The organism is Thermomonas haemolytica (assembly GCF_004346265.1).
Classification (GTDB): domain Bacteria; phylum Pseudomonadota; class Gammaproteobacteria; order Xanthomonadales; family Xanthomonadaceae; genus Thermomonas; species Thermomonas haemolytica.
Genome location: NZ_SMAP01000004.1, coordinates 188,775 through 212,803, shown reverse-complemented (window position 1 = coordinate 212,803; position 24,029 = coordinate 188,775). Strand labels below are relative to the sequence as shown.

The 24,029-nt window shown below is 70.1% G+C and carries 23 protein-coding genes; 18 read left to right on the top strand and 5 right to left on the bottom strand.

Annotated elements, in window-relative coordinates; genetic code table 11:
* Positions 1-39 precede the first annotated feature (39 nt).
* The 6 genes from EDC34_RS07285 (at position 40) to EDC34_RS07260 (ending at position 3,987) form a co-directional block, all read left to right on the top strand.
* Positions 40-288 (top strand): hypothetical protein, encoded by a 249-nt coding sequence (locus EDC34_RS07285; protein ID WP_114960936.1) that lies wholly within the window; start codon positions 40-42, stop codon positions 286-288.
* Positions 289-291: 3 nt separating this feature from the next.
* On the top strand, positions 292-663 hold the full coding sequence (locus EDC34_RS07280) for a GntR family transcriptional regulator (protein ID WP_114960935.1): 372 nt from the start codon (positions 292-294) through the stop codon (positions 661-663).
* A gap of 8 nt (positions 664-671) precedes the next feature.
* Positions 672-1,535 (top strand): ABC transporter ATP-binding protein, encoded by an 864-nt coding sequence (locus EDC34_RS07275; RefSeq protein ID WP_114960971.1) that lies wholly within the window; start codon positions 672-674, stop codon positions 1,533-1,535.
* Complete coding sequence (locus tag EDC34_RS07270; RefSeq protein ID WP_240311129.1) at positions 1,532-2,590, top strand: ABC-2 transporter permease; 1,059 nt, start codon at positions 1,532-1,534, stop codon at positions 2,588-2,590. Before EDC34_RS07275 ends, EDC34_RS07270 begins: the two co-directional genes overlap by 4 nt.
* A 37-nt stretch (positions 2,591-2,627) precedes the next feature.
* Entirely contained in the window at positions 2,628-3,326 is a 699-nt protein-coding gene (locus EDC34_RS07265) for a DUF2884 family protein (protein ID WP_114960934.1), read from the top strand.
* A gap of 148 nt (positions 3,327-3,474) precedes the next feature.
* The gene (locus tag EDC34_RS07260; RefSeq protein ID WP_132982866.1) at positions 3,475-3,987 is read left to right on the top strand and encodes an outer membrane lipoprotein; all 513 of its coding nucleotides are present in this window, start codon (positions 3,475-3,477) and stop codon (positions 3,985-3,987) included.
* Here the strand turns inward: EDC34_RS07260 and EDC34_RS07255 are convergent.
* Positions 3,984-5,411 carry a class II fumarate hydratase gene (locus EDC34_RS07255; protein WP_114960969.1) on the bottom strand — a complete coding sequence of 476 codons (1,428 nt, stop codon included), beginning with the start codon at positions 5,409-5,411 and terminating at the stop codon, positions 3,984-3,986. The genes EDC34_RS07260 and EDC34_RS07255 overlap by 4 nt on opposite strands.
* An 84-nt stretch (positions 5,412-5,495) precedes the next feature.
* Between EDC34_RS07255 and purB the strand changes: the two genes are divergently transcribed.
* The 11 genes from purB to EDC34_RS07200 all read left to right on the top strand — a co-directional run bounded on the left by purB (position 5,496) and on the right by EDC34_RS07200 (position 17,796).
* A complete protein-coding gene (gene purB, locus EDC34_RS07250; protein WP_114960932.1) occupies positions 5,496-6,860 on the top strand; it encodes an adenylosuccinate lyase in 1,365 nt (454 codons plus the stop codon).
* A 2-nt stretch (positions 6,861-6,862) separates the two neighbouring features.
* Complete coding sequence (gene bla / locus EDC34_RS07245) at positions 6,863-7,786, top strand: subclass B3 metallo-beta-lactamase (protein ID WP_205388080.1); 924 nt, start codon at positions 6,863-6,865, stop codon at positions 7,784-7,786.
* Positions 7,783-8,976: a cupin domain-containing protein gene (locus EDC34_RS07240; protein ID WP_114960931.1), complete on the top strand. Its 1,194-nt coding sequence runs from the start codon at positions 7,783-7,785 to the stop codon at positions 8,974-8,976. The genes bla and EDC34_RS07240 overlap by 4 nt, the downstream gene beginning before the upstream one ends.
* A complete protein-coding gene (locus tag EDC34_RS07235) occupies positions 8,973-9,488 on the top strand; it encodes a DUF7931 domain-containing protein (RefSeq protein ID WP_114960930.1) in 516 nt (171 codons plus the stop codon). The genes EDC34_RS07240 and EDC34_RS07235 overlap by 4 nt, the downstream gene beginning before the upstream one ends.
* 170 nt (positions 9,489-9,658) lie before the next feature.
* Positions 9,659-12,493: a 2-oxoglutarate dehydrogenase E1 component gene (locus tag EDC34_RS07230; protein ID WP_114960929.1), complete on the top strand. Its 2,835-nt coding sequence runs from the start codon at positions 9,659-9,661 to the stop codon at positions 12,491-12,493.
* Between the two features lie 32 nt (positions 12,494-12,525).
* On the top strand, positions 12,526-13,725 hold the full coding sequence (sucB, locus tag EDC34_RS07225) for a dihydrolipoyllysine-residue succinyltransferase (protein WP_114960928.1): 1,200 nt from the start codon (positions 12,526-12,528) through the stop codon (positions 13,723-13,725).
* A 173-nt stretch (positions 13,726-13,898) separates the two neighbouring features.
* Positions 13,899-15,329 carry a dihydrolipoyl dehydrogenase gene (lpdA, locus tag EDC34_RS07220; RefSeq protein ID WP_114960927.1) on the top strand — a complete coding sequence of 477 codons (1,431 nt, stop codon included), beginning with the start codon at positions 13,899-13,901 and terminating at the stop codon, positions 15,327-15,329.
* Between the two features lie 65 nt (positions 15,330-15,394).
* Positions 15,395-15,748: a DUF3147 family protein gene (locus EDC34_RS07215; protein WP_114960926.1), complete on the top strand. Its 354-nt coding sequence runs from the start codon at positions 15,395-15,397 to the stop codon at positions 15,746-15,748.
* On the top strand, positions 15,745-16,356 hold the full coding sequence (locus EDC34_RS07210) for an LOG family protein (RefSeq protein WP_114960925.1): 612 nt from the start codon (positions 15,745-15,747) through the stop codon (positions 16,354-16,356). The genes EDC34_RS07215 and EDC34_RS07210 overlap by 4 nt, the downstream gene beginning before the upstream one ends.
* On the top strand, positions 16,353-17,363 hold the full coding sequence (locus EDC34_RS07205; protein WP_114960924.1) for a YhdH/YhfP family quinone oxidoreductase: 1,011 nt from the start codon (positions 16,353-16,355) through the stop codon (positions 17,361-17,363). Before EDC34_RS07210 ends, EDC34_RS07205 begins: the two co-directional genes overlap by 4 nt.
* A 58-nt stretch (positions 17,364-17,421) precedes the next feature.
* The gene (locus EDC34_RS07200) at positions 17,422-17,796 is read left to right on the top strand and encodes a response regulator (RefSeq protein ID WP_114960923.1); all 375 of its coding nucleotides are present in this window, start codon (positions 17,422-17,424) and stop codon (positions 17,794-17,796) included.
* A gap of 65 nt (positions 17,797-17,861) precedes the next feature.
* Here the strand turns inward: EDC34_RS07200 and EDC34_RS07195 are convergent, their stop codons facing one another.
* A complete protein-coding gene (locus tag EDC34_RS07195) occupies positions 17,862-18,770 on the bottom strand; it encodes a DnaJ C-terminal domain-containing protein (RefSeq protein WP_114960922.1) in 909 nt (302 codons plus the stop codon).
* A gap of 141 nt (positions 18,771-18,911) precedes the next feature.
* Positions 18,912-19,406: an Hsp20/alpha crystallin family protein gene (locus EDC34_RS07190; RefSeq protein ID WP_114960967.1), complete on the bottom strand. Its 495-nt coding sequence runs from the start codon at positions 19,404-19,406 to the stop codon at positions 18,912-18,914.
* Between the two features lie 133 nt (positions 19,407-19,539).
* On the opposite strand from EDC34_RS07190, the gene EDC34_RS07185 reads away from it, so the two are divergent.
* Positions 19,540-20,025, top strand: a complete 486-nt coding sequence (locus EDC34_RS07185; RefSeq protein WP_114960921.1) for a peroxiredoxin — start codon at positions 19,540-19,542, stop codon at positions 20,023-20,025.
* A gap of 60 nt (positions 20,026-20,085) precedes the next feature.
* Here the strand turns inward: EDC34_RS07185 and EDC34_RS07180 are convergent, their stop codons facing one another.
* Together EDC34_RS07180 and gyrA are read right to left on the bottom strand one after the other, a co-directional pair.
* Positions 20,086-21,198: an HDOD domain-containing protein gene (locus EDC34_RS07180; RefSeq protein WP_132982865.1), complete on the bottom strand. Its 1,113-nt coding sequence runs from the start codon at positions 21,196-21,198 to the stop codon at positions 20,086-20,088.
* 93 nt (positions 21,199-21,291) lie between these two features.
* Entirely contained in the window at positions 21,292-23,865 is a 2,574-nt protein-coding gene (gyrA, locus tag EDC34_RS07175) for a DNA gyrase subunit A (RefSeq protein WP_114960919.1), read from the bottom strand.
* Between the last annotated feature and the right edge of the window lie 164 nt (positions 23,866-24,029).

Genomic DNA, 24,029 nt, shown 5'->3' with positions numbered 1-24,029 from the left:
TTGCCTACAACACCGAACACCCAGAGCAGGACGTTCACCATGAACCGCAAGCTCCACAACTCCCTGATGGCCGCCCTGGCCTCCAGCGCGCTGTTCGTCATCGCGCTGCTGGCCAGCACCCCGGCCACCCCCTCCGCCCCGGCATCGCTGGCGCAGGACGCGCCGCTGCAGGACACCGCCCTGGCCGGCCTGGCGCCCGCGCTGGACGCACCGCCCGCCCGCGCCGCTGCGCGCACGCCGCGGCAGTCGGTGCGGATGCCGTTCTTCTCCTTCTCGCCGCGGAGCTGAGCCATGGCCGCCGTCGAATGGAGCGATGGCGCTCCCATCTACCGCCAGCTGAAGGAGCGCGTGATCGCGATGATGCTGGACGGCGTGCTGAAGCCGGGCGATGCCCTGCCTTCGGTGCGGCAGGTGGCCGCCGAATACCAGCTGAACCCGATCACCGTCTCGCGCGCCTACCAGGAGCTCGCGGACGACCAACTCGTCGAAAAACGCAGGGGACTTGGCATGTACGTCACCGAAGGCGCCGCCGCGCGCCTGCTGCAGAGCGAGCGCGAGCGCTTCTTGCGCGAGGAATGGCCGCTGGTGCTGGAACGCATCCAGCGCCTGGGCCTGAGCATCGATGAACTGCTGGATCCGAAGCAGACCCGGGGGACCAAGTGAACGCCACCATGACCGCTCCCATCGTCTCCGCCAGCGGCCTGCGCAAGGCCTACAAGAACAAGCTGGCGCTGGACGGCGCCCGCTTCGAGATCCCAGTCGGCCGGATCGTGGGCCTGATCGGCCCCAACGGCGCCGGCAAGACCACCGCGCTCAAGGCGATCCTCGGCCTGATCCCGTTCGAGGGCCGGCTGGAGGTGCTGGGCAAGGACCCGCGCACCCAGCGCGACGCTCTGATGAACGATGTCTGCTTCATCGCCGACGTGGCCGTGCTGCCGCGCTGGATCACGGTGGCGCAGGCGATCGAGTTCGTCGCCGGGGTGCACCCGCGCTTCGATGCCGCGCGCTGCCAGCGCTTCCTGGAAGGCACCCAGCTCAAGCCGGGGATGAAGGTGCGCGAGATGTCCAAGGGCATGATCGTGCAGCTGCACCTGGCGCTGGTGATGGCCATCGACGCCCGCCTGCTGGTGCTGGACGAGCCCACCCTCGGCCTGGACATCCTCTACCGCAAGCAGTTCTACCAGCGCCTGCTGGAGGACTACTTCGACGAGAACAAGACCATCCTGATCACCACCCACCAGGTCGAGGAGATCGAGCACATCCTCACCGACCTGATGTTCATCCGCGACGGCAAGATCGTGCTTGAAGCGCAGATGGACAGCCTCGGCGAGCGCTACACCGAAGTGCTGGTGAATGCCGACCGGCTGGAGGCCGCGCGCGCGCTGAAACCCATCGACGAGCGCAGCCTGCCCTTCGGCAAGACCGTGATGCTGTTCGACGGCGTCGACCCGGCGCAGCTGGCGCAGCTGGGCGAAACCCGCACCCCCGGCCTGGCCGACCTGTTCGTCGCCACCATGAAAGGAACCTACGCATGAACGCCCGCACCGACATGGACGGTTTCGAAGCCGCCCCGCGCGCGCCCGCGCGCACTCCGCCGCATGCCACCCACAAGCTGAAGCTGCTGCTCAAGCGTGAGTTCTGGGAGCACAAGGGTGGCTTCTTCTGGGCGCCGGTCTGGGCCGGCGGCATTTCCCTGGTGCTCACCCTGATGGCGCTGGTGATGGCCGAAGTGGGGCTGCGCCGGACAGCGACCGCGCACGGCGGCATCCAGGTCGACGGCCAGGTGGTGGTCAACGGCCTCGACCTCAGCCTGCTGACCGACAAGATGTCGCCCGAGGACCTGCAGAAGCTGGCCGACGGCGTCAGCATGAGCACCGCCACGGCGATGATCTGGCCTCTGCTGGCACTTGGCTTCGTGGTGTTCTTCTACTGCCTGGGCAGCCTGTACGACGAGCGTAAAAACCGCAGCGTGCTGTTCTGGAAGTCGCTGCCGGTCTCCGACCGCGACACCGTGCTGTCGAAGGCGGCCAGCGCGCTGCTGGTGGCGCCGGCCCTCGCGGTGGCGGTCGGGATCGCCTGCATGGTCGCGTTCCTGCTGGTGCTCAGCGTGTTCGTGCTGATCCACCACGGCAACCCGTTCACCCTGCTATGGAGCCCCGGCAACCTGCTGGCCAACGCGGGCCTGGCGATCGCGGCGATCCCGGTGTACGCGCTGTGGGCGCTGCCCAGCGCCGGCTGGCTGATGCTGTGCTCGGCCTGGGCCCGCAACAAGCCATTCCTGTGGGCGATCATGCTGCCGGTGTTCGCCGGGGTGTTCATCAGCTGGTTCGACCTGCTGCACCTGTTCGACCTCCAGAGCAGCTGGTTCTGGAAGCACGTAGTGGCGCACCTGCTGGGCGGCGTGTTCCCCGGCTCCTGGTTCAGCGTGATCGACCTCGGCGCACTCAAGGACGGCCACTTCGGGCACATGGCCGCGCTCAGGACGATGTACACCACGCTGGCCACCCCGCAGCTCTGGATCGGCGCCGCCGCCGGGGTCGTGATGATCGCCGCCAGCATCCGCCTGCGCCGCTGGCGCGACGACAACTGATCGCCCGCCACGGCCACACGCTTCCGAGGATCCGACCATGCACCGCACGCACCGCCCCCAGCTCGCCCTTGCCCTCGCGCTCGCCGCCGCCCTCCCGCTGGCCGCCTGCAGCAAGCCTCCGGCACCGCCGGCCCCGCCCGCGCCGCCGGCCGCCGCCGACGCCCCGCTCGGCTTCATCGGGCAGCAGGTGGACAAGGCCCTGGCCGAGGCGCGCAAGGAACTGCACGAGAAGAACCTGAGCCTCAATGGCAACATCAGCCTCGACATCAACGGCAAAAAGGTGCGGCACGACACCTCCCGCCTGCCGAAGGCCGAGATCACCCCGCAGGGCGACCTGCTGGTGGACGGCAAGCCGGTGGCGATCGACGCCGCCCAGCGCCGGCAGCTGCTGGACTACCGCCAGCACGTGATCGCGCTGGCCGAGGCCGGCATCGCGATCGGCGGCCGTGGCGTGGACATCGCCGGCGAGGCCCTGGGCGGCGCGCTGGGCGCGGCCTTCGGCGGCGAGCAGGCGCGCCAGGATTTCGAACGCCGGATGCAGGCCAAGAGCGATGCGATCGAAGCCGAGGCCCGCAAGCTGTGCGTGCAACTGCCGCCGCTGCTGGCGCTGCAGCAGTCGCTGGCGGCCTCGCTGCCGGCGTTCAAGCCCTATGCCACCATGACCCAGGCCGACATCGACGACTGCGGCAAGTCGCACGGCAAAGGCAGCGGGATCGCCGTGACCAGCCAGACTTAAGCCGCCCCGGCGCGGCCCGGACGCCGCGCCAGCGACGCCTGCCGCCACGATCAAAAAAAATCCCCGGCACATACCGATATACGGGCAACTCGCCCGATCCACTCCACTGGATCGAGCCATGCCCTTGTGCCAACGCCGGAGATTTTCCATGCCCACGCGCTCTTCCCGTGTCGTGCAACCCACTGGCCGCCGCGCGCTGCGCCTGTTGCCGCTGGCCCTGGCCTTCACCCTGACCGCCTGCGCCAGCGTGCAAAAGCCCAGTGTCTATGGCCCGATGGAGGTGATGCAGAAGATGATCGTGCATCACGGCGTGATCACCGCGCTGCGGGAGGTCACGCTGCAGAACCCATCCACCGGCACCGGCCAGGTCCTGGGCGGCAGCCTGGGCGGCATCGCCGGCAGCGAAACCGGCAAGGGCCGCGGCCAGCTGGTCGGCGGCGTACTCGGCGCCGGCATCGGGCAGGCGATCGGCGAGAAAGCCGAACAGGCCCTGGCCAAGCAGGTCGGGCTGGAGATCACCTGGCGCGAGGACGGCACCGATCAGGAATACGTGCTGGTGCAGGCCAAGGACACCGACCACCCGCTGGCCGTCGGCGACCGCATCCGGGTGGTGGAAAGCGCCAGCAGCATGCGCGCCTTCAAGGAGGATGCCGGCGGCTAACCCCCGCCGCTGCCGCTACCGATGCCGCCTTGGGTCAGCGCCACCGGGTCCAGCAGGCGGCGCAAGGTGGCTTCATCCAGCCCGCTGTCTTCCCGTGCCACCTCCAGGATGGGCCGACCCTCGGCGTACGCGCGCTTGGCGATCGCCGCGGCCTTCTCGTAGCCGATCACCGGGTTGAGTGCGGTCACCAGGATCGGGTTGCGCTCCAGCGCCGCGGCCACGGCCTCACCACGCACCTTCAGCCCGGCGATCGCCTTGTCGGCCAGCGCGTGCATGGCGTTGGCCAGCAGGGTCAGCTGCTCGTCGAGGTTGCTGGCGATCAACGGCAGCATCACGTTGAGCTGGAAGTTGCCGCTCTGGCCGGCGACGGTGACCGCCTGGTTCAGGCCGATCACCTGCGCGCAGGCCATGCACAGCGCCTCCGGGATCACCGGGTTGACCTTGCCCGGCATGATCGAACTGCCCGGCTGCAACGCTGGCAGCTCGATTTCGCCCAGGCCCGCCAGCGGGCCGGAGTTCATCCAGCGCAGGTCGTTGCCGATCTTCATCAGCGCCACCGCCAACGCGGCCAGCTGGCCGGACAGCTCCACCAGGTCATCCTGCGCGGCCAGCCCTTCGAAGGTGTTGCCGGCCTGCTCGAACTTGGCGCCGGTGGCGGCCGCCAGCGCCTTGGCCACGCGCTTGCCGAACTTCGGATGCGCATTGATGCCGGTGCCGATGGCGGTGCCGCCGATCGGCAGCCGGCGCACGCGCTTTAGGCTGTCCTCGATCCGCGCCTGCGCGGAGGACAACTGCGCCGACCAGGCCGAGAACTCCTGCGCGAAGGTCAGCGGCATCGCATCCATCAGATGGGTGCGCCCGGTCTTGACGGTGCCGGCCAACGCCTTGCCGCGGCGGTCGATGGTCTTGCGCAGGTGCGCCAGCGCCGGCAGCAGCGCCTGCCGCGCCTCCACCACCGCCATCACCCGCAGGCTGGTGGGCACCACGTCGTTGCTGCTCTGGCCGAGGTTGACGTGGTCATTGGGATGCACCGGCAACCCGCTGGCCGCCGCCGCGAGATGGGCGATCACCTCGTTGGCGTTCATGTTGCTGGAGGTGCCCGAGCCGGTCTGGTAGCGGTCGATCGGGAACTGCTCCAGATGCGCGCCGGCGGCGATCGCGGTGGCCGCCTGCACGATGGCCTCCGCGCGCGGCGCGTCCAGCAGCCCGAGGTGGCCGTTGACCACCGCCGCGGCGGCCTTGACCAGCGCCAGCGCGCGCAAGAACGCCGGCGGCAGCGGCCGCCCGGAGATGTGGAAGTTGTCGATCGCGCGCTGGGTCTGCGCGCCCCACAGCGCCGCGGCGGGCACCTGCAGCGCTCCCATGCTGTCGTGTTCGGTGCGGAATCCGCTGCCTGGCTTGCGGCTGGAAGTGCGGGTAGCCATGCCCATGCTCCGGTGGAGGATGGCCGGAGCATAGTCCGGCAACGGTTTAGAATGTGCATTCCCTTTGCACGCTGTCCGCCGCCCATGTCGCACGCCCTCACCGCCCTGTCCCCGCTGGATGGCCGCTACGCCGGCAAGGTGGACCCGCTGCGGCCGATCTTCTCCGAATATGGGCTGATCCGGGCGCGCGTGCGCGTGGAAGTGGAATGGCTGCTGGCGCTGGCCGCCGAACCGGGCATCCCCGAGCTGGCACCGTTCTCCGCGGCTGCCGCCGCGCGCCTGCGCGCGCTGGCCGATGGCTTCTCTGTCGAGGACGCGGCGCGGGTGAAGGCGATCGAAGCCACCACCAACCACGACGTGAAGGCGGTCGAATACTTCATCAAGGAACGCCTCAAGGACGATGCCGAGCTGGGGCCGGCGCTGGAATTCGTGCACTTCGCCTGCACCAGCGAGGACATCAACAACCTGTCCTACGCGCTGATGCTGAGCCAGGCGCGGCAGGAGGTGCTGCTGCCGAAGCTCGATGCGCTGATCCAGAAACTGCGCGCACTGGCGCATGAGCACGCCGCGCTGCCGATGCTCTCGCGCACCCATGGCCAGACCGCCTCGCCTACCACCGTGGGCAAGGAGCTGGCCAACGTGGTGGCGCGCCTGCAGCGCCAGGGCGAAGTGCTGGCCTCCTTACCGATGCCGGGCAAGATCAACGGCGCGGTGGGCAACTACAACGCCCACGTGGCGGCCTATCCGGACGTGGACTGGCCGACCTTCTCGCGCCGCTTCGTGGAGTCGCTGGACCTCGACTGGCAGCCCTACACCACCCAGATCGAGCCGCACGACGGCCTGGCCGAGCTGTGCGACGCCTGCAAGCGCATCGACACCATCGCGATCGATCTTTGCCGCGACATCTGGGGCTACATCTCGCAGGGCTACTTCAAGCAGGCAGTGAAGGCCGGCGAAGTGGGCAGCAGCACCATGCCGCACAAGGTCAACCCGATCGACTTCGAGAACGCGGAAGGCAACTTCGGCATCGCCAGCGCCCTGTTCGAGCATTTCGCCGCCAAGCTGCCGATCAGCCGCTGGCAGCGCGACCTCACCGACTCCACCGTACTGCGCGCGCTGGGTACCGCCTTCGGCCACATGCTGATCGGCTTCGACGCCCTGCAGCGCGGGCTGGGCAAGCTCAGCGCCAACCCGGAGCGGCTGGCCGCCGACCTCGACGCCAGCTGGGAAGTGCTGGCCGAGGCCGTGCAGACGGTGATGCGCCGCCACGGCCTGCCGAACCCCTACGAGCAGCTGAAGGCGTTGACCCGCGGCCACGGCATCAGCGCAGAGTCGATGCGCGCCTTCGTCGAGACGTTGGACCTGCCGGCGGCCGACAAGCAGCGCCTGCTGGACATGACCCCAGCCCGCTACACCGGCCTGGCCGAGCGGCTGGCGCGGGAGATCTGAGCATGGCCGCGCGCCGGCTGCCTCCGCTGCTGCTGGCGCTGGGCCTCGCCGCCTGCGCCGCGCGCCCGGCACCGCCGGCCGCCCCCGCATCGGCCACCCCGGCGCTGGCCGCCGCGCCCGCCGCGTCGGCACCGTGCAAGAACGAGGACGACTGGACCGAGTCGACGCCGCCGCGCCGCATCCACGGCGAGACTTGGTACGTCGGCAGCTGCGGGATCAGCGTGCTGCTGATCGCCACCCCGGCCGGGATGGCGCTGATCGACAGCGGCCCGGCGCCGGTGGCCGCGCAGGTGCTGGCCAACCTGCGCACGCTCGGGGTCGATCCGCATGCGGTGCGCTACCTGCTGGCCAGCCACGCGCATGCCGACCACGTCGGCGGCATGGCCGCGCTGCAGGCCGCCACCGGCGCACCGGTGCTAGCGCTACCGGCCGCCGCCCCGGTCCTGCGCAGCGGCCGCGCCGGCAGCGACGATCCGCAGGCCGGCGTGCTGGAGCCGTTCGCGCCGGTGGCCGACGTGCACGAAATCCGGGATGGCGACGTCCTCCCGCTCGGCCAAGTGCAGCTCGTCGCGCACGCCACCCCCGGCCACACCCCCGGCGGCACCACCTGGACCTGGAACAGCTGTGCCGGGGAGCGCTGCGTGCAGGCGGTGTACGCCGACAGCCTCAGCGCGATCAGCGACGACCATTACCGCTACCACGACCATCCGGCCGCCGTGGCCCGCTTCCGCCACAGCCTCGACACCCTGGCCGCCCTGCCCTGCGACCTGCTGCTGACCCCGCATCCGGGCGCCAGCGGGCAGTGGGCACGCCTGCGCGGGCAAGCCCCGCTGCTGGAGGCCGGCGCCGGCCGCGCCTACGCCGCGCGCGCGCGCGCCGGGCTGGAGGCACGCCTGGCCCAGGAACAGGCAGACACCCGCCCATGATCCCCATCGAAATCGAAATCGACGCCGCCGCCGGCCCCTTCCCGCTGGGCATGCCGCCCGAGCGCTTCCTGCGCGAGTACTGGCAGAAGCGCCCGCTGCTGATCCGCAACGCCTTTCCCGGCTATGCCTCGCCGCTGGCGCCGGAGGATCTGGCCGGGCTGGCCTGCGAGGAGGGCGTGCTGGCGCGCCTGATCCAGCACGACCGCGCGCGCGATGGCTGGAGCGTCCGCCACGGGCCGTTCGCCGAGGACGACTTCCCCGGCCTGCCCGACCACGACTGGACCCTGCTGGTGCAGGACATGGACAAGTGGGACGCCGATCTGCGCGCCCTGCTCGACCACTTTGCATTCCTGCCGCGCTGGCGCATCGACGACATCATGGTGAGCTTTGCCGCCACCGGCGGCTCGGTCGGCGCGCATGTGGACCAGTACGACGTGTTCCTGCTGCAGGCCCAGGGCCACCGGCGCTGGCTGATCGACGCCGGCCCCAACCCGCCGCTGGACTTCCGCCCGGACGTCGAGCTGAAGCTGCTGCAACGCTTCACCCCCACCCACGACTGGGTGCTGGCGCCGGGCGACATGCTCTACCTGCCCCCGGGCGTGCCGCACCACGGCATCGCCGAGGACCCGTGCCTGACGTTCTCGGTCGGGATGCGCGCCCCCGGGGCCGGCGAGCTGCTGGCCGACTACGCCGACAGCCTGGCCGCCGAGGCCCCGGATGCGCTGCGCTACGCCGACCCGGACATCACCCCGGTGGCCGACCCCAACGAAATCGACGCCGCCGCGCTGGGGCGGGTCGAGGCCGCCCTGCGCCAGCTGCGGATGGACGATCCCGACCGCCTGGGCGACTGGTTCGGCGGCTTCATCACCACCTACCGCAGCGCGGTGCTGCCGGCACCCGCCGAGGCCGCGCCGCCGGCAGAGGCGCTGGAGGCCGCGCTGGCCGCAGGCGGCTGCCTGCTGCGTCATCCCTGGTCACGGATGGCCTGGCGGCAGGGCGCGGACGGCCACGCCCGGCTGTACGCCGGCGGCGGCAGGCACCTGCTGGACGCCGGCGACGCGCGCCGCCTGGCCGCGGCCGAGCGGATCGACGCCGAGACCTACGCCGGGCTGTCCGCATCCGGTCGCGCGGTGCTGCTGGCCCTGGTCGGCGCCGGCCATTACCAGCTGGAACGGGAGGATGCCGAATGAGCGACCACCGTCCCGACGACGCCCCCGCGCGCACCGCCCTGCTCCGCATCGACGACCATCCGGCGGCGATCGCGGTGGCCACCCGGATCGTGGCCGAGGCCCGGCGCGCGCTATGGATCCGCAGCCTCGACCTGGAAGCCTGGCTGTTCGACCACCCCGACCTGCTGGAGGCCCTGCGCGGCCTGGCCACCTCCGGCCGCGACGTGCAGGTGCGGGTGCTGCTGCACGATGCCGCCGCCCCGCAGGCCGCCCATGCCAAGCTGCTGGAGCTGGCGCAACGCCTGCCCAGCGTGTTCCAGTTCCGCGAGGTGGACGACCCGGTGTACCGCGAGGACCGCAGCGCGATGATCGCCAACGACGCCGGCGGCTACTACGCCCGCGCCCAGGGCGACGCGGTGGCCGGCAGCGCCTGCCTCGACGGCCGCGCCCGTGCCCGCCAGCTGCAGCAGCGCTTCGAGGAAATCTGGGAACGATCCCGACCGGTGGCTGAATACCGGGCGCTGGGACTCTGACGCAGGCACGTTCGCCGCCGTTCCCGCCCTCGCGGCGGGTGCCCCGGCACGCCCCTGGGGCTATAATTCCCACTCTTTGCTGTGCGCATTCAGTGTTTTCGCGCGGTTCCCCGGCACCTGCCACGGCCCGCACGCCCCCTTCCCCACCCGATCAGGTTGCTAGCCACGCCGTGGACAGTCTCCTCAAGCAGTTCGCCCAATCCTCGCAGCTCGGCGCCAACGGCGCGTACATCGAAGACCTCTACGAGCAATATCTGGTCGCGCCGGACAGCGTCGACCCGAAATGGAAGCAGTACTTCGACGGCCTGAAGGGCCGCGAAGCCGGCGACATCCCGCACTCGGCGGTGCTCGCCCAGATCGCCGAAGCCGGCCGCCAGGCCGCGCGCGGGCTGACCTGCGCCGCCACCGGTTCCGGCGACGAGCGCGAGCGCCACGTCGGCCGCCTGATCACCGCCTACCGCTCGCGCGGCCACCTCGGCGCCAAGCTCGATCCGCTGGGCCTGACCCCGCCGCTGAACCCGCCGGACCTCGAGCTGGCCTTCCACAATCTGTCCGAGCGCGACCTGGATGCCGAGTTCAGCACCGGCGGCGTCGGCGGCCAGGCCCGGATGAAGCTGCGCGACCTGCTGGCGCGCCTGCGCGCGACCTACACCGGCAGCATCGGCGCCGAGTTCATGCACATCACCGACGCCGACCAGCGCCGCTGGCTGTACGAGCGCCTGGAAGCCGCCGCCGGCAACTACGGCCGCAGCAAGGACGACAAGCAGCGCATCCTCGAGCGGCTGACCGCCGCGGAAGGGCTGGAGCGCTACCTGCACACCAAGTACGTGGGCCAGAAGCGGTTCTCGCTGGAAGGCGGCGAATCGCTGATCCCGATGCTGGACGTCACCATCCGCCGCGCCGGCCAGAATGGCGTCAAGGACATCGTGATCGGCATGGCCCACCGCGGCCGCCTGAACGTGCTGGTCAACACCCTGGGCAAGCCGCCGCGCAAGCTGTTCGACGAGTTCGAGGGCAAGTTCGAGCACGCCCGCGACGGCGACCACGCGCACACCGGCGACGTGAAGTACCACATGGGCTTCTCCAGCAACATCGCCACCCCCGGCGGCCCGGTGCACCTGGCGCTGGCGTTCAACCCCTCGCACCTGGAGATCGTGGACCCGGTGGTGGCCGGCAGCGTGCGCTCGCGCCAGCACCGCCGCGGCGACGCCGAGCGCAAGCAGGTGATGCCGGTGCTGATCCACGGCGACGCCGCGTTCGCCGGCCAGGGCGTGGTGATGGAGCTGTTCCAGATGTCGCAGGCGCGCGGCTTCCGGGTTGGCGGCACCCTGCACGTGGTGATCAACAACCAGGTCGGCTTCACCACCAGCGCCGCCGAGGACGCCCGCTCCACCCTGTACTGCACCGACGTGGCCAAGATGGTCGGCGCGCCGGTGCTGCACGTGAACGGCGACGACCCGGAAGCGGTGGCGTTCGTGGCCGAGCTGGCGTTCGATTTCCGCCAGGCCTTCGGCAAGGACGTGGTGATCGACCTCGTCTGCTACCGCCGCCACGGCCACAACGAAGCCGATGAGCCGGCCGCCACCCAGCCGGTGATGTACAAGAAGATCCGCGCGATGAAGACCACGCGCGAGCTCTACGCCGAGAAGCTGGCGGCCGAGGGCAGCGTGCCCGCGGCGGACGCGCAGGCGCTGATGGATGCGCTGCGCGACAAGCTGGACGCGGGCGAGCTGACCACCGAGGTCGCCCCCAGCCAGCCGGACGCGCTGGCGGTGGACTGGACGCCCTATCTGGCCGGCAAGCTGTCCGACCCGGTGCAGACCCAGGTTCCGCGCAAGACCCTGGACGCGCTGGCCGCGCGCATCAACGCGGTGCCCGAGACGGTCAAGCTGCATCCGCGCGTGGCCAAGATCTACGAAGACCGCCGCAAGATGGCGGCCGGCGAGCTGCCGGCCGACTGGGGCTTCGCCGAGAACCTGGCCTACGCCACCCTGCTCGACGAAGGCTACCGCCTGCGCCTGGTCGGCCAGGACTGCGGACGCGGCACCTTCTTCCACCGCCACGCGATCCTGCACGACCAGAACACCGACGCCTACTACCTGCCGCTGCGCGAGCTGGTGCAGAACCCGGAGGACGTGACCATCATCGACTCGCTGCTCAGCGAGGAGGCGGTGATGGCGTTCGAATACGGCTATGCCACCGCCGATCCGCAGACCCTGGACATCTGGGAAGCGCAGTTCGGCGACTTCGCCAACGGCGCGCAGGTGGTGATCGACCAGTTCCTCGCCGCCGGCGAGGCCAAGTGGGACCGCTTGTGCGGCCTGGCCCTGTACCTGCCGCACGGCTACGAGGGCCAGGGCCCCGAGCACAGCTCGGCGCGCCTGGAGCGCTTCCTGCAGCTGTGCGCGCTGGACAACATGGTGGTGTGCACGCCCACCACGCCGGCCCAGGACTTCCACATGATCCGGCGCCAGATGCGCCAGAGCACGCGCAAGCCGCTGGTGGTGATGACGCCGAAGTCGCTGCTGCGCCACAAGCTGGCGGTGTCCACGCTGGACGAGCTGGCCAACGGCGAGTTCCAGCGCCTGATCCCAGACACCACCGCGACCGCCAAGAAGGTGCGCCGCGTGGTGGTGTGCGCCGGCAAGGTCTATTACGACCTGCTGGAAGAGGCGCAGAAGCAGGGCATCAAGGACGTGGCGCTGGTGCGCGTGGAGCAGTTGTACCCGTTCCCGCGCCCGGAGCTGGCCGCCGAGCTCAAGCGCTTCGCCTCCGCCACCGAGGTCGTGTGGTGCCAGGAAGAGCCGCAGAACCAGGGCGCGTGGTACCAGATCCAGCACCACCTGCGCGCCTGCCTGCAGCCGAAGCAGGGCCTCAGCTACGCCGGCCGGCCGCGCTCGCCCTCGCCCGCCGCGGGCCACATGGCCGAGCACATGGCCGAACTGGCGAAGCTGCTGGCCGACGCCCTCACCAACCCCGCCGCCGGCGACACCGCCGCCGACTGATCCCCATTCCCGCTTTCCGACAGGACGCCCTCATGGCCATCGAAGTCAAAGTCCCGGTTCTCCCCGAATCCGTCTCCGACGCCACCATCGCCAGCTGGCACAAGAAAGCCGGCGACGCGGTGAAGCGCGACGAAAACCTGCTCGACCTGGAAACCGACAAGGTCGTGCTGGAAGTGCCCGCGCCGGTGGACGGCGTGCTGAAGGAGATCAAGTTCAAGGAAGGCGATACCGTCACCAGCCAGCAGGTGATCGCGGTGATCGAGGAAGGTGCCGTGGCCGCCGCCACGCCGGCCGCCCCGGCCGCGGAAGCCCCGAAGGCCGCCGCGCCGGCACCTGCCGCCGCCGCCCCGGCCAAGCCGGCCCCGGCTGCGGCTCCCGCCGCCGCGGACCTGCCACCGGGCGCGCGCTTCGCCGCCGCCACTTCCGGCGTTGACCCGGCCGAGGTCGCCGGCACCGGCCGCCGCGGCATGGTCACCAAGGAAGACATCGTCAACTACGCCAGCGGCAAGACCGCCGGCGTGGCCGGCGGCGCCCGCCCGGAGGAGCGCGTGCCGATGACCCGCATGCGCGCCCGCATCGCCGAGCGCCTGATGCAGTCGAAGAACTCCATCGCCATGCTGACCTCGTTCAACGAGGTGAACCTGTCCAAGGTCATGCAGATGCGCAAGGAGTTGGGCGAGCAGTTCGAGAAGGCCAACGGCATCAAGCTGGGCTTCATGAGCTTCTTCGCCAAGGCCGCCGCCAACGCGCTGCAGAAGCACCCGATCATCAACGCCTCGGTGGACGGCAACGACATCATCTACCACGGCTATGCCGACATTTCGATCGCGGTGGCGACCGACAAGGGCCTGGTGACGCCGGTGCTGCGCAACGTCGAGCGCATGAGCTTCGCCGACATCGAACAGGGCATCGCCACCTTCGCCAAGAAGGCGCGCGACGGCAAGCTCGGGTTGGAGGACCTGCAGGGCGGCACCTTCACCATCACCAACGGCGGCACCTTCGGTTCGCTGATGTCCACCCCGATCGTGAACCCGCCGCAGAGCGCCATCCTCGGCATGCACGCGATCAAGGAGCGCGCCATTGTCGAGAACGGCCAGGTGATCGCCGCGCCGATGATGTACATCGCGCTGAGCTACGACCACCGCATCATCGACGGCAAGGACGCGGTGCTGTTCCTGGTCGACATCAAGAACCAGCTCGAGAACCCGCACCGCATGCTGCTGGGCATGTGATTGCTTGGAGCCCCTCTCCCGCCGGGAGAGGGGCTGGGGTGAGGGTACGGCGAAGCGACGACCCGCAAACCCCGAAACGCTTGATCGGTTTGAACATCCACGCTTCGCCGAACCCTCATCCGCCCTTCGGGCACCTTCTCCCGAGGGGAGAAGGAAAAAGCAGGAACTCCGCAATGAGCGAACAACAGCAATTCGACGTCGTCGTCATCGGTGCCGGTCCCGCCGGCTACCACGCCGCCATCCGCGCCGCGCAGCTGGGCCTGAAGACCGCCTGCATCGACGCCGCGCTGGGCAAGGACGGCAAGCCGGCGCTGGGCGGCACCTGCCTGCGCGTGGGCTGCATCCCGTCCAAGGCGCTGCTGGATTCCAGCCGCCAGTTCTGGAACATGGGCCACATCTTCGACCAGCACGGCATCAGCTTCGACAAGCCGAAGATCGACGTGGCCAAGATGGTCGCCCGCAAGGACGGCATCGTGAAGCAGTTCACCGGCGGCATCGCGGCGCTGTTCAAGGCCAACAAGATCACCGCGTTCCATGGCTTCGGCCAGCTGCAGCCGGGCAACGTGGTGAAGGTGAAGCAGCACGACGGCAGCGAAGTCGAGCTCAAGGGCACCAACGTGATCCTGGCCGCCGGCTCGGATTCGATCGAACTGCCGTTCGCCAAGTTCGGCGAGCACATCGTGGACAACGTCGGCGCGCTGGACTTCACCGAGGTGCCCAAGCGCCTGGGCGTGATCGGCGCCGGCGTGATCGGCCTGGAGCTGGGCAGCGTATGGAACCGCCTGGGCGCCGAGGTCACCATCCTCGAAGGCATGCCCACCTTCCTCGCCGCCGCCGACGCCGAGGTCAGCAAGGTCGCCGCGCGCGAGTTCAAGAAGCAGGGCCTGGACATCCGCCTGGGCTGCAAGGTCAGCAACACCGAAGTGAAGAAGGACGGCGTGCATGTCCACTACACCGACGACAAGGGCGCCGCGCAGGAGCTGGTGGTGGACAAGCTGCTGGTGGCCGTGGGCCGCCGCGCCGCGACCAAGGGCCTGCTGGCCGAGGGCACCGGCGTGCAGCTCAACGAGCGCGGCCAGATCGTGGTGGATGCGCACTGCCACACCGGCGTCGACGGCGTGTGGGCGGTCGGCGACTGCGTGCGCGGCCCGATGCTGGCGCACAAGGGCTTCGAGGAAGGCATCGCGGTGGCCGAGCTGATCGCCGGCCTGCCCGGCCACGTCAACTTCGACACCATCCCGTGGGTGATCTACACCGAGCCGGAAATCGCCTGGGTCGGCAAGACCGAGGAGCAGCTCAAGGCCGAGGGCATCCCGTACAAGGCCGGCAGCTTCCCGTTCGCGGCGGTCGGCCGCGCGGTGGCGATGGCCGAGCCGGCCGGCTTCGTGAAGGTGCTGGCGCATGCCGAGACCGACACCATCCTCGGCATGCACCTGGTCGGCGCCAACGTCTCCGAACTGGTCCACGAAGGCGTGCTGGCGATGGAGTTCAAGGGCAGCGCCGATGACCTGGCGCGCATCTGCCACGCCCACCCGTCGCTGAGCGAAGCCGTGCACGATGCCGCGATGGCGGTGCACAAGCGGGCGATCCACAAGGCCAACTGAAGGCCGCCCGCATCCCCGGACGGCGCCTTCGCGGCGCCGTTCGCATTTCGAGGCCCGATGCGCCGATGACACTGCAGTTCCTGCTCAAGACGACGATCACGGTGGCGCTGGTGCTCATCGCCTCCGCCCTGGCGAAGCGCCCCGGCCTGCTCGGCGCGCTGGTGGCGGCGCTGCCGGTCACTTCGCTCTTGGTGCTGGGCTGGCTGTACGTGGAGACCGGCGATCCCCAGCGCGTGGCGAATCTCTCGATGGAGATTTTCTGGTTCGTGCTCGGCGGGTTGCTGTTCTTCCCGGCGCTGAGCCTGTCGCTGAAGGCCGGCTGGCCGATCTGGCTCTGCTTCCTGCTCGCCGCGCTGGCCGGGTTCGCCGGCATGAGCGCGGTGCAATTCCTGCTCACCCATACCAAGGTCCACGGATGAAGACCCTGTGCGTCTATTGCGGTTCCAACGCCGGCGCTGACCCGGCCTATGCCGGGCTGGCCCGCGCCCTCGGCGCGCGCCTGGCGCGCGACGGCATCGCGCTGGTGTACGGCGGCGGCAACGTCGGCCTGATGGGCACGGTGGCCGATGCGGTACTGGCCGGCGGCGGCGAGGTGGTCGGGGTGATCCCGCAGCAGCTGGTGGACTGGGAAGTGGCGCACACCGGCGTCACCCGGCTGGAAGTGGTGGACTCCATGCACACCCGCAAGGCGCGGATGTTCGAACTGTCCGACGGCTTCGTCGCCCTGCCCGGCGGCTTCGGCACCCTGGACGAGATGTTCGAGATGCTGACGTGGCGCCAGCTGGGCCTGGGCAAGAAGCCCTGCGCCTTCCTCGACGTGAACGGCTTCTGGCAGCCGCTGATGGCGATGCTGGACACCATGGTGCGCGAGCGCTTCCTGCACCCCGAGCAGCGCACCGACATGTGGCACGGCGGCGACATCGATGCCCTGCTGGCATGGATGCAAGGCTACGTGCCGGCCCGCGCCGACAAGTGGCTGGACGAGAAGCGCCGCTCGCAGCTGAAGCTCACCCCGGAGGACGTATGAGCATCCCGCCCCGTTTCCGCGCCTTCCGCATCCACGGCGACGATGGCCACGGTGGCTACCGCAGCGGCATCGAATCCATTGCGCTGGAGGACCTCAATCCCGGCGAGGTCGTGGTCAAGACCGCCTATTCCTCGGTGAACTACAAGGACGCGCTGGCCGGTACGGGCAAAGGCAAGATCCTGCGCAGCTTCCCGCTGGTCGGCGGGATCGACATCGCCGGCCACGTGGTCGCCTCCACCGATCCCGCCTTCAAGGAGGGCGATGCGGTGCTGGTGACCGGCAGCGGGCTGTCGGAAACCCGCGACGGCGGCTATGCGGAATACGCGCGGCTGGAGTCGAAATGGGTGGTCGCCCTGCCCGCCGGGCTCACCCTGCGCGAGGCGATGATCCTCGGTACCGCCGGCTTCACCGCCGCGCTGGGGCTGCTGCGCATGGTCGAGAACCGGCAGACGCCCGACCTGGGGCCGCTGGCCGTGACCGGCGCCACCGGCGGCGTGGGCTCGCTGGCGATCGCCATCTTCCGCAAGGCCGGCTTCGAGGTGCACGCGATCAGCGGCAAGCCGGAGCATGCCGATTACCTCAAAGCCCTGGGCGCCAGCGCCGTGCTCGGCCGCGACGCGCTGTCCACCACCCGGCCGATGGACAGCGCCCGCTTCGGCGGCGGCCTCGACAACGTGGGCGGGCCGATGCTGGCCAGCCTGCTGGCGCAGACCGCGCCCTACGGCAACGTCGCCAGCTGCGGGCTGGCGGCGTCGCCGGAGCTGCACGCCACGGTGATGCCCTTCATCATCCGCGGGGTGTCGCTGCTGGGCATCGCCTCGGCCGGCACCGCGCGCGCCATCCGCGACGAGGTCTGGCGGCGGCTGGCCAGCGACTGGAAGCCGAACGCGCTGGACGCGATCTGCACCCGCGAAATCGGCTTGGACGCCCTGCCGGAGGTGTTCGCCGGCATGCTGGCCGGCGGCTCGCTGGGGCGCACCGTGGTGCGCGTCGCAGGCCAGTCCTAGGCGGCTTGCAGGCGGCCGGACGGCCGCTACAATCGGACGGAACACCCGGGGACACTCCATGGCTCGCATCCTGATCGTCGATGATTCGCCCTCCCAGCTGATGAGCATCCGCCGCATCGTGGAGAAGCTCGGCCACGAGGCGCTGACCGCCGAAGATGGCGCGGCCGGGGTGGAGGCCGCCAAGCGCGAGCTGCCCGACCTGATCCTGATGGACGTGGTGATGCCCAACCTCAACGGGTTCCAGGCCACCCGCTCGATCACCCGCGAGCCCACCACCAAGCACATCCCGGTGATCCTGGTGACCACCAAGGACCAGGACACCGACCGCGTGTGGGGCATGCGCCAAGGCGCCAAGGCCTACATCACCAAGCCGTTCAGCGAATCCGAGCTGGCCGCGATGATCGGCCAGTACCTGGGCGGCGCGGCCGCCTGAGCCTACTCGGCTCATCCTCCGCCCGCGGCGCCTGACGCCCGCGGGCACCGCGCCGGGCGCAGGCCTTAGCTGCGCCGCCAGTCGTCCCCGAAGGCATCGCGCATCTTGGCGTAGGCCTTGCGCTGGGCCTCGGTATGCGCCTTCGGCGCCAGGATCTCCAGTTCCACGATCTGGTCGCCGGCCGGCGCATTGCCGCTGCCCGGCAGTCCGCGCCCGCGCAGGCGCAGCTTGCGCCCACTCTCGGAATCCGGCGGGATCTTCACCTCCACCGGCCCACCGAGCGTCGGCACGTTGAGCGTGGCGCCCAGCGCGGCTTCCCATGGCGCCACCGGCAGGGTGTAGAGGATGTTGCGGCCATCGACCTCGAACTGCGGGTCGGCGGCGTATTCGATTTCCAGCAGCAGGTCGCGCCCGCCACGGCCCTGCTTGCCGAGGCGGATCACCTGGCCCGGGCGCACGCCCTTGGGGATACGCACGTCCAGGGTCTTGCCATTGACGGTGACCCGCACGCTGCTGCCCTCGTACACCGCCTTCAGCGGCACCGCCAGCTTGGCGCGGGTGTCACCGGCGGGGGCCGCGCCGGCCCGCGCGCCGCGACCGCCGGGGCCGGCGCGACCGAACAGGTTCTCGAAGAAGTCGGAGAACCCGCCGCCGGCGCCACCGCCGGCGAAGATCTCCTCGAAATCGAAGTCCGGCTGCCCGCCGGGGCCGCGGTGGAAGCCGCCCGGCGGCGGCCTGATCTCATCGCCGGGACGGTAGCCGCCGGCGCGCAGCTGGTCGTAGGCGGCGCGCTTCTGCGGGTCGCGCAGCGCCTCGTAGGCTTCGTTGACCGCCTTGAACTTCTCCTCGGCGCCCTTTTCCTTGCTCACGTCCGGGTGGTACTTGCGCGCCAGCCGGCGGTAGGCGGTCTTGATCTCCGCCTCGCCGGCGCTGGGTTCCACCCCGAGGATGGCGTAGTAGTCCTTGAATTCCATGCCTGGCTGCTTCCCGTTCGGTCGGATGAGGCCGCTGCGCGCCCGCGCGGGCACCTGGCCCCGTAAAAGCTACGGCCCGCGAACATCACGGGCCGTAGTCTAGACGTTGGCGCGGCAGGATGGGCCCGCGCCGGCCGCGACTCAGGATACGCGGCCATCACCCTTGCCGACATGGATCCGGCGCGGGGTGGTCTCCGGGCGCTTGGGAATGCTGATCTCCAGCACGCCGTTGTAGCCGCGCGCGGTGATCCCCTCCGGGTCGGCGCTGTCGGGCAGCGCGAAGCGGCGGTGGAACATGCCGTAGCGGCGCTCGATCCGGCTGTAGCGCTCGGCATGCTCCTCGATCTCGCTCTTGCGCTCGCCTTTGATCGACAGGATGCCCTTGTCCATCATGATCTCGACCTCGTCCGGGTCGATCCCCGGCAGGTCGGCCAGGATCACGAAGCGGCCGTCCTCCTCGCGGATGTCCACCCGCGGCGTCCACTGGCTGGTGACCACCGACGAACCATCGGACAGGTCGCCCATCTGGAAGAAACGCTCGAACAGCTGGCGCAGGTCGTCGGCCGGTGATGCCTGGCCCAGGCGACGCGAGGCTTGCACAAAACGCGGATCGTGGGTATGAGTGATCGGGTTCATGTCGTCCTCCTGCTGGTTGCGGCGCACCATCGCCGCGTGCCGGTAGATGGGAATGCCGCTTCCATCCGTCAAGAGGTCACCGCGCCGGCAGGCGCGGGCAGTCAGGATTTTTTCAGCCGCAGGAGATCGCACCATGGCCATCCAGATCGGCGACCGCATCCCGGAAGCGGTGCTGCAGTTCATCGACGCCAGCGGGGTGCACAAAATCGACACCCCGACCCTGTTCGACCATCGCAAGCTGGTGCTGTTCTCGGTACCCGGTGCCTTCACCCCCACCTGCTCCGAACGCCACCTGCCCAGCTTCATCGCGCATGCCGACGCGTTCCGCGCGCGCGGGATCAGCCTGGCCTGCATGGCGGTGAACGATGCCTTCGTGATGCAGGCCTGGGGCAATGCCTACCACGTGCCGGCCGAGATCCAGCTGCTGGCGGATGGCAATGCCGACTTCACCCGCGCGCTGGGGCTGGAAATGGACGCCAGCGGCTATGGCATGGGCGTGCGCAGCAAGCGCTTCGCGTTGTACGCCGAGAACGGCATCGTCAAGGGCCTATGGGTGGAAGCCCCGGGCGAATACCGGGTGTCCTCGGCCGAACACGTGCTGGCCCAGCTGCCGGCCTGAGCGCCGCGGCACCCGCGCTGGCCGCGCAGCGGTCCGCGCTCCGCCACGCTTCGCAGGGCCTCACTCGTCGGCGTGCAGGCGCGCCCATGCCGCTTCGATATCGCCGTCCACCCCGCGCCGGTCGGCCCACGCCTGCAGCAGGGCCAGCCCCTGCTCCGGCGTCCAGCGGCCCGCGCGACAGAACAGTGCCACCGCCGCGGCCATGCGCCCGGCGCGCAGGGCGCCCGCCAGCGGGTCGTCGCCCATCGCCTCCCCGCGCTGGGCGTCCAGCGCGGCCTCGATCCTCGCCGGCAGCTCCCAGGCCTGGGCGATCCGGTGCGCCATCGGCGCGGCCTGCTCTTCCAGCACGCGCGCGACGGTCGCCGGGTCGGGCGCGAGATGCGCATTCTCGCGCAGCAGCTGCACCACCACGATCGCGCCGAGGCCATGCAGGAGGGCGGCCATCTGCGCGACCAGCGCCTCGTCCGCGCCGCGCTGCCCGCGCACCAGCCGGGAAGCGACATCGGCGGCCATCCGGGTGTGCTCCCAGATCACGTCCGGCAGGCGCCCGAACGGACCGCTGCCAGAGGACAGCACCGGCTGCAGCAGCGCGGCGACCAGCACCGGGCGCATCCCGTCCAGGCCCAGCAACGCGGCGGCGCGCGGCAGGCTCTCCACCGGGCTGCGCTGCACCCGGTAGTACGGGCTGTTGGCGATCCGCAGCAGGTTCGCCGACAGCGCCGGGTCCTCGCCCACGATCTGGGCGATCTGGTCGAGCCCGACCTCCGGATCGTTGAGCGCGCGCATCAGCCGCGGCAGCAGATGCGGGCGACGCGGCAGATGGCGCGACTGGAACTGCGGGCGCGACAGCAGGTGGGCGCAGGCCGCGGCGATCGCGGCATAAGCGGCCTCGTCGGCCCGGGGCGTCGCGCCACCCGTCGGGGCGACCTCCACCGCGGCCGCGAACAGCTCGCGGGTCAGGGCGCGCCCGCTCGGGATCGCATCCTGGCCGGGCGCATCGCCGCCACCTGCGTCACCATCCGCGGTGGCAGGCCCCTGCGCATCAGCCGTGGTTTCCGACGTATGCGCGCGGCGCGCCGGCGCCACTGAGGCGCCGCGCTGCAGGCGCCATGCGCCCAGCGCGGCCACGACCACCGCGACTCCCACCGCCACCCCCCATCCCGCTGCGTCCATCCGGCCCCGGCCTCCCCGCCGATCATCCCCGCGACAGGCTATCCGAAGACCGGCCGCACGGCACCCGCGCGGGCCGGTCGCACATCGACCGGATCAGTCGGCAGCCGCCTCACCGCTGGTCTCCGCGTCGGCATCCTCGTCGAGGCTGGCATCCAGGCGTTCGATCGCCTGCAGGGTCTCGCCGTCGGCCAGGCGCATCAGGGTGACCCCCTGGGTATTGCGGCCCACCTGCGAGATCTCGGCCGCGCGCGTGCGCACCAGGGTGCCGCCGTCGGAGATCAGCAGCACGTCGTGGTGGTCCGAGAGCTGGATCGCGCCGACCAGCGCGCCGTTGCGCTCGTTGGTCTTCATCGCGATCACGCCCTGGGTGCCGCGGCCCTTCTTCGGGAACTCGTCCAGCGCGGTGCGCTTGCCGTAGCCGTTCTGGCTGGCGGTGAGGATGTCGCCCTCGCCGTCCACCACGATCAGGCTGACCACGCGCTCGCCCTCGGCCAACTTCATGCCGCGCACGCCGGTGGCGGTGCGACCCATCGCGCGCACGCTGCCTTCGTCGAAGCGCACCGCCTTGCCGTTGCTGGCGAACAGCATGATGTCGCGCTCGCCATCCGTCAGCGCCGCTCCCACCAGCGCATCACCCTCATCCAGGTTGATGGCGATCTTGCCGCGCGCCAGCCGGAAGGCGAACTCGGTCAGCGCCGTCTTCTTCACGGTGCCGCCCGCGGTGGCGAAGAACACGTATTTGCCGTCTTCGTATTCGCGCACCGGCAGCACGGCCTGCACCTTCTCGCCGTCCTCCAACGGGATCCAGTTGATGATCGGTCGACCACGCGCGTTCGGGCCGGCCTCCGGCAGCTGGTACACCGGCAGCCAGAACACCCGGCCCTGGCTAGTGAAGGTGAGCAGGGTGTCGTGGGTGTTCACCAGCCACAGCTGGTCGATGAAGTCCTCGTCCTTGGTCGCCGCCGCGTTGCGGCCCTTGCCGCCGCGCTTCTGCGCGCGGTAGGCGGTGGCCGGCTGGCGCTTGGCGTAGCCGGCGTGCGAGAGGGTGACGACCACGTCTTCCGGCGCGATCAGGTCGAGGATGTCGAGGTCCTCCTCGGAGGCGCGGATCTCGCTGCGGCGCGGGTCGTTGAACTCGGCCTTGAGCGCGCGCAGCTCCTCGCGGATCACCTCCAGCAGCACGTCCGGGTTCTCGAGGATGCGGATCAGGGAGGCGATCTCCTCCAGCAGCTGGCGGTATTCGTCGGTGAGCTTCTCCTGCTCCAGCCCGGTCAGGCGGTGCAGGCGCATCTCCAGGATCTGCTGGGCCTGGGTGTCGGTGAGCTGGTAGCCCTCCGCCAGCAGGCCCACGCCGGCCGGCAGGTCCTCCGGGCGCGAGGCCTCGGCGCCGGCGGCGGCCAGCAGGCTGCCCACCAGGCCCGGCTCCCAGGTGCGGGCGAGCATGCGCTCCTTGGCGACCTGCGGATTCTCCGAGGTCTTGATCAGCTCGATCATCGCGTCGATGTTGGCCAGCGCGACGGTCAGGCCCTCGAGGATGTGGGCGCGGGCACGGGCCTTGCGCAGCTCGAAGATGGTGCGGCGGGTCACCACCTCGCGGCGGTGGCGCACGAAGGCCTCGAGGATCTGCTTGAGGTTCAGCAGCTGCGGGCGGCCATCGACCAGCGCCACCATGTTGATGCCGAACACCGACTCCATCTGGGTCTGCGCGTACAGGTTGTTGAGCACGACCTCGGCCGACTCGCCGCGCTTGACCTCGATGTAGATGCGCATGCCGTCCTTGTCGGACTCGTCGCGCAGCTCGCTGATGCCCTCGAGCTTTTTCTCCTTCACCAGCTCGGCGATCTTCTCGATCAGCCGCGCCTTGTTCACCTGGTACGGGATCTCGGTGACGATGATCGACTCGCGGCCGTTGTCGGCCACCTCGATCTCGGCCTTGGCGCGCATGCGCACGCGGCCTTTGCCGGTGCGGTAGGCGACGTGGATGCCGCCGACGCCGTTGATGATGCCGGCGGTGGGGAAGTCCGGGCCTGGGATGTATTCCATCAGGCCGTCGATGTCGATCTGCGGGTCGTCGATCAGCGCGATGGTGGCATCCACCACCTCGCCGAGGTTGTGCGGCGGGATGTTGGTCGCCATGCCGACCGCGATACCGGCGGAGCCGTTGACCAGCAGGTTCGGCACCCGGGTCGGCATGACCGTGGGCTCGAGCTCCTTCTCGTCGTAGTTCGGCTGGAAATCGACGGTGTCCTTGTCGATGTCGGCCATCAATTCGTGCGACAGGCGCGACATGCGCGCCTCGGTGTAGCGCATCGCCGCGGCGGAGTCGCCGTCGATCGAGCCGAAGTTGCCCTGCCCGTCCACCAGCAGGTAACGCAGCGAGAACGGCTGCGCCATGCGCACCAGGGTGTCGTACACCGCGCTGTCGCCGTGCGGGTGGTACTTACCGATGACGTCGCCGACGATGCGCGCCGACTTGTAGTAGGGCTTGTTGCTGTGCGCGCCCAGCTCGTTCATCGCGTACAGCACGCGCCGGTGCACCGGCTTCAGGCCATCCCGCACGTCCGGCAGCGCGCGCCCCACGATCACGCTCATGGCGTAATCGAGGTAGCTGCGCCGCATCTCGTCTTCCAGCTTGACGGGGATGATTTCCTTGGCGAGATCGGCCATCGTGCGTGTGTGTCCTGTCGCGGTTCTGGGGCGGGATTGCGGGCCCGCGCGAGGCCCGCGGAAGCGGCGTCCACACGGGCATCAGGCGGGGATCGGGCGAACATCGAATTGTACCATCCGAAGGCACCCAAAGCACCCGGATTTCGCCGGAAAAATCAATCGCT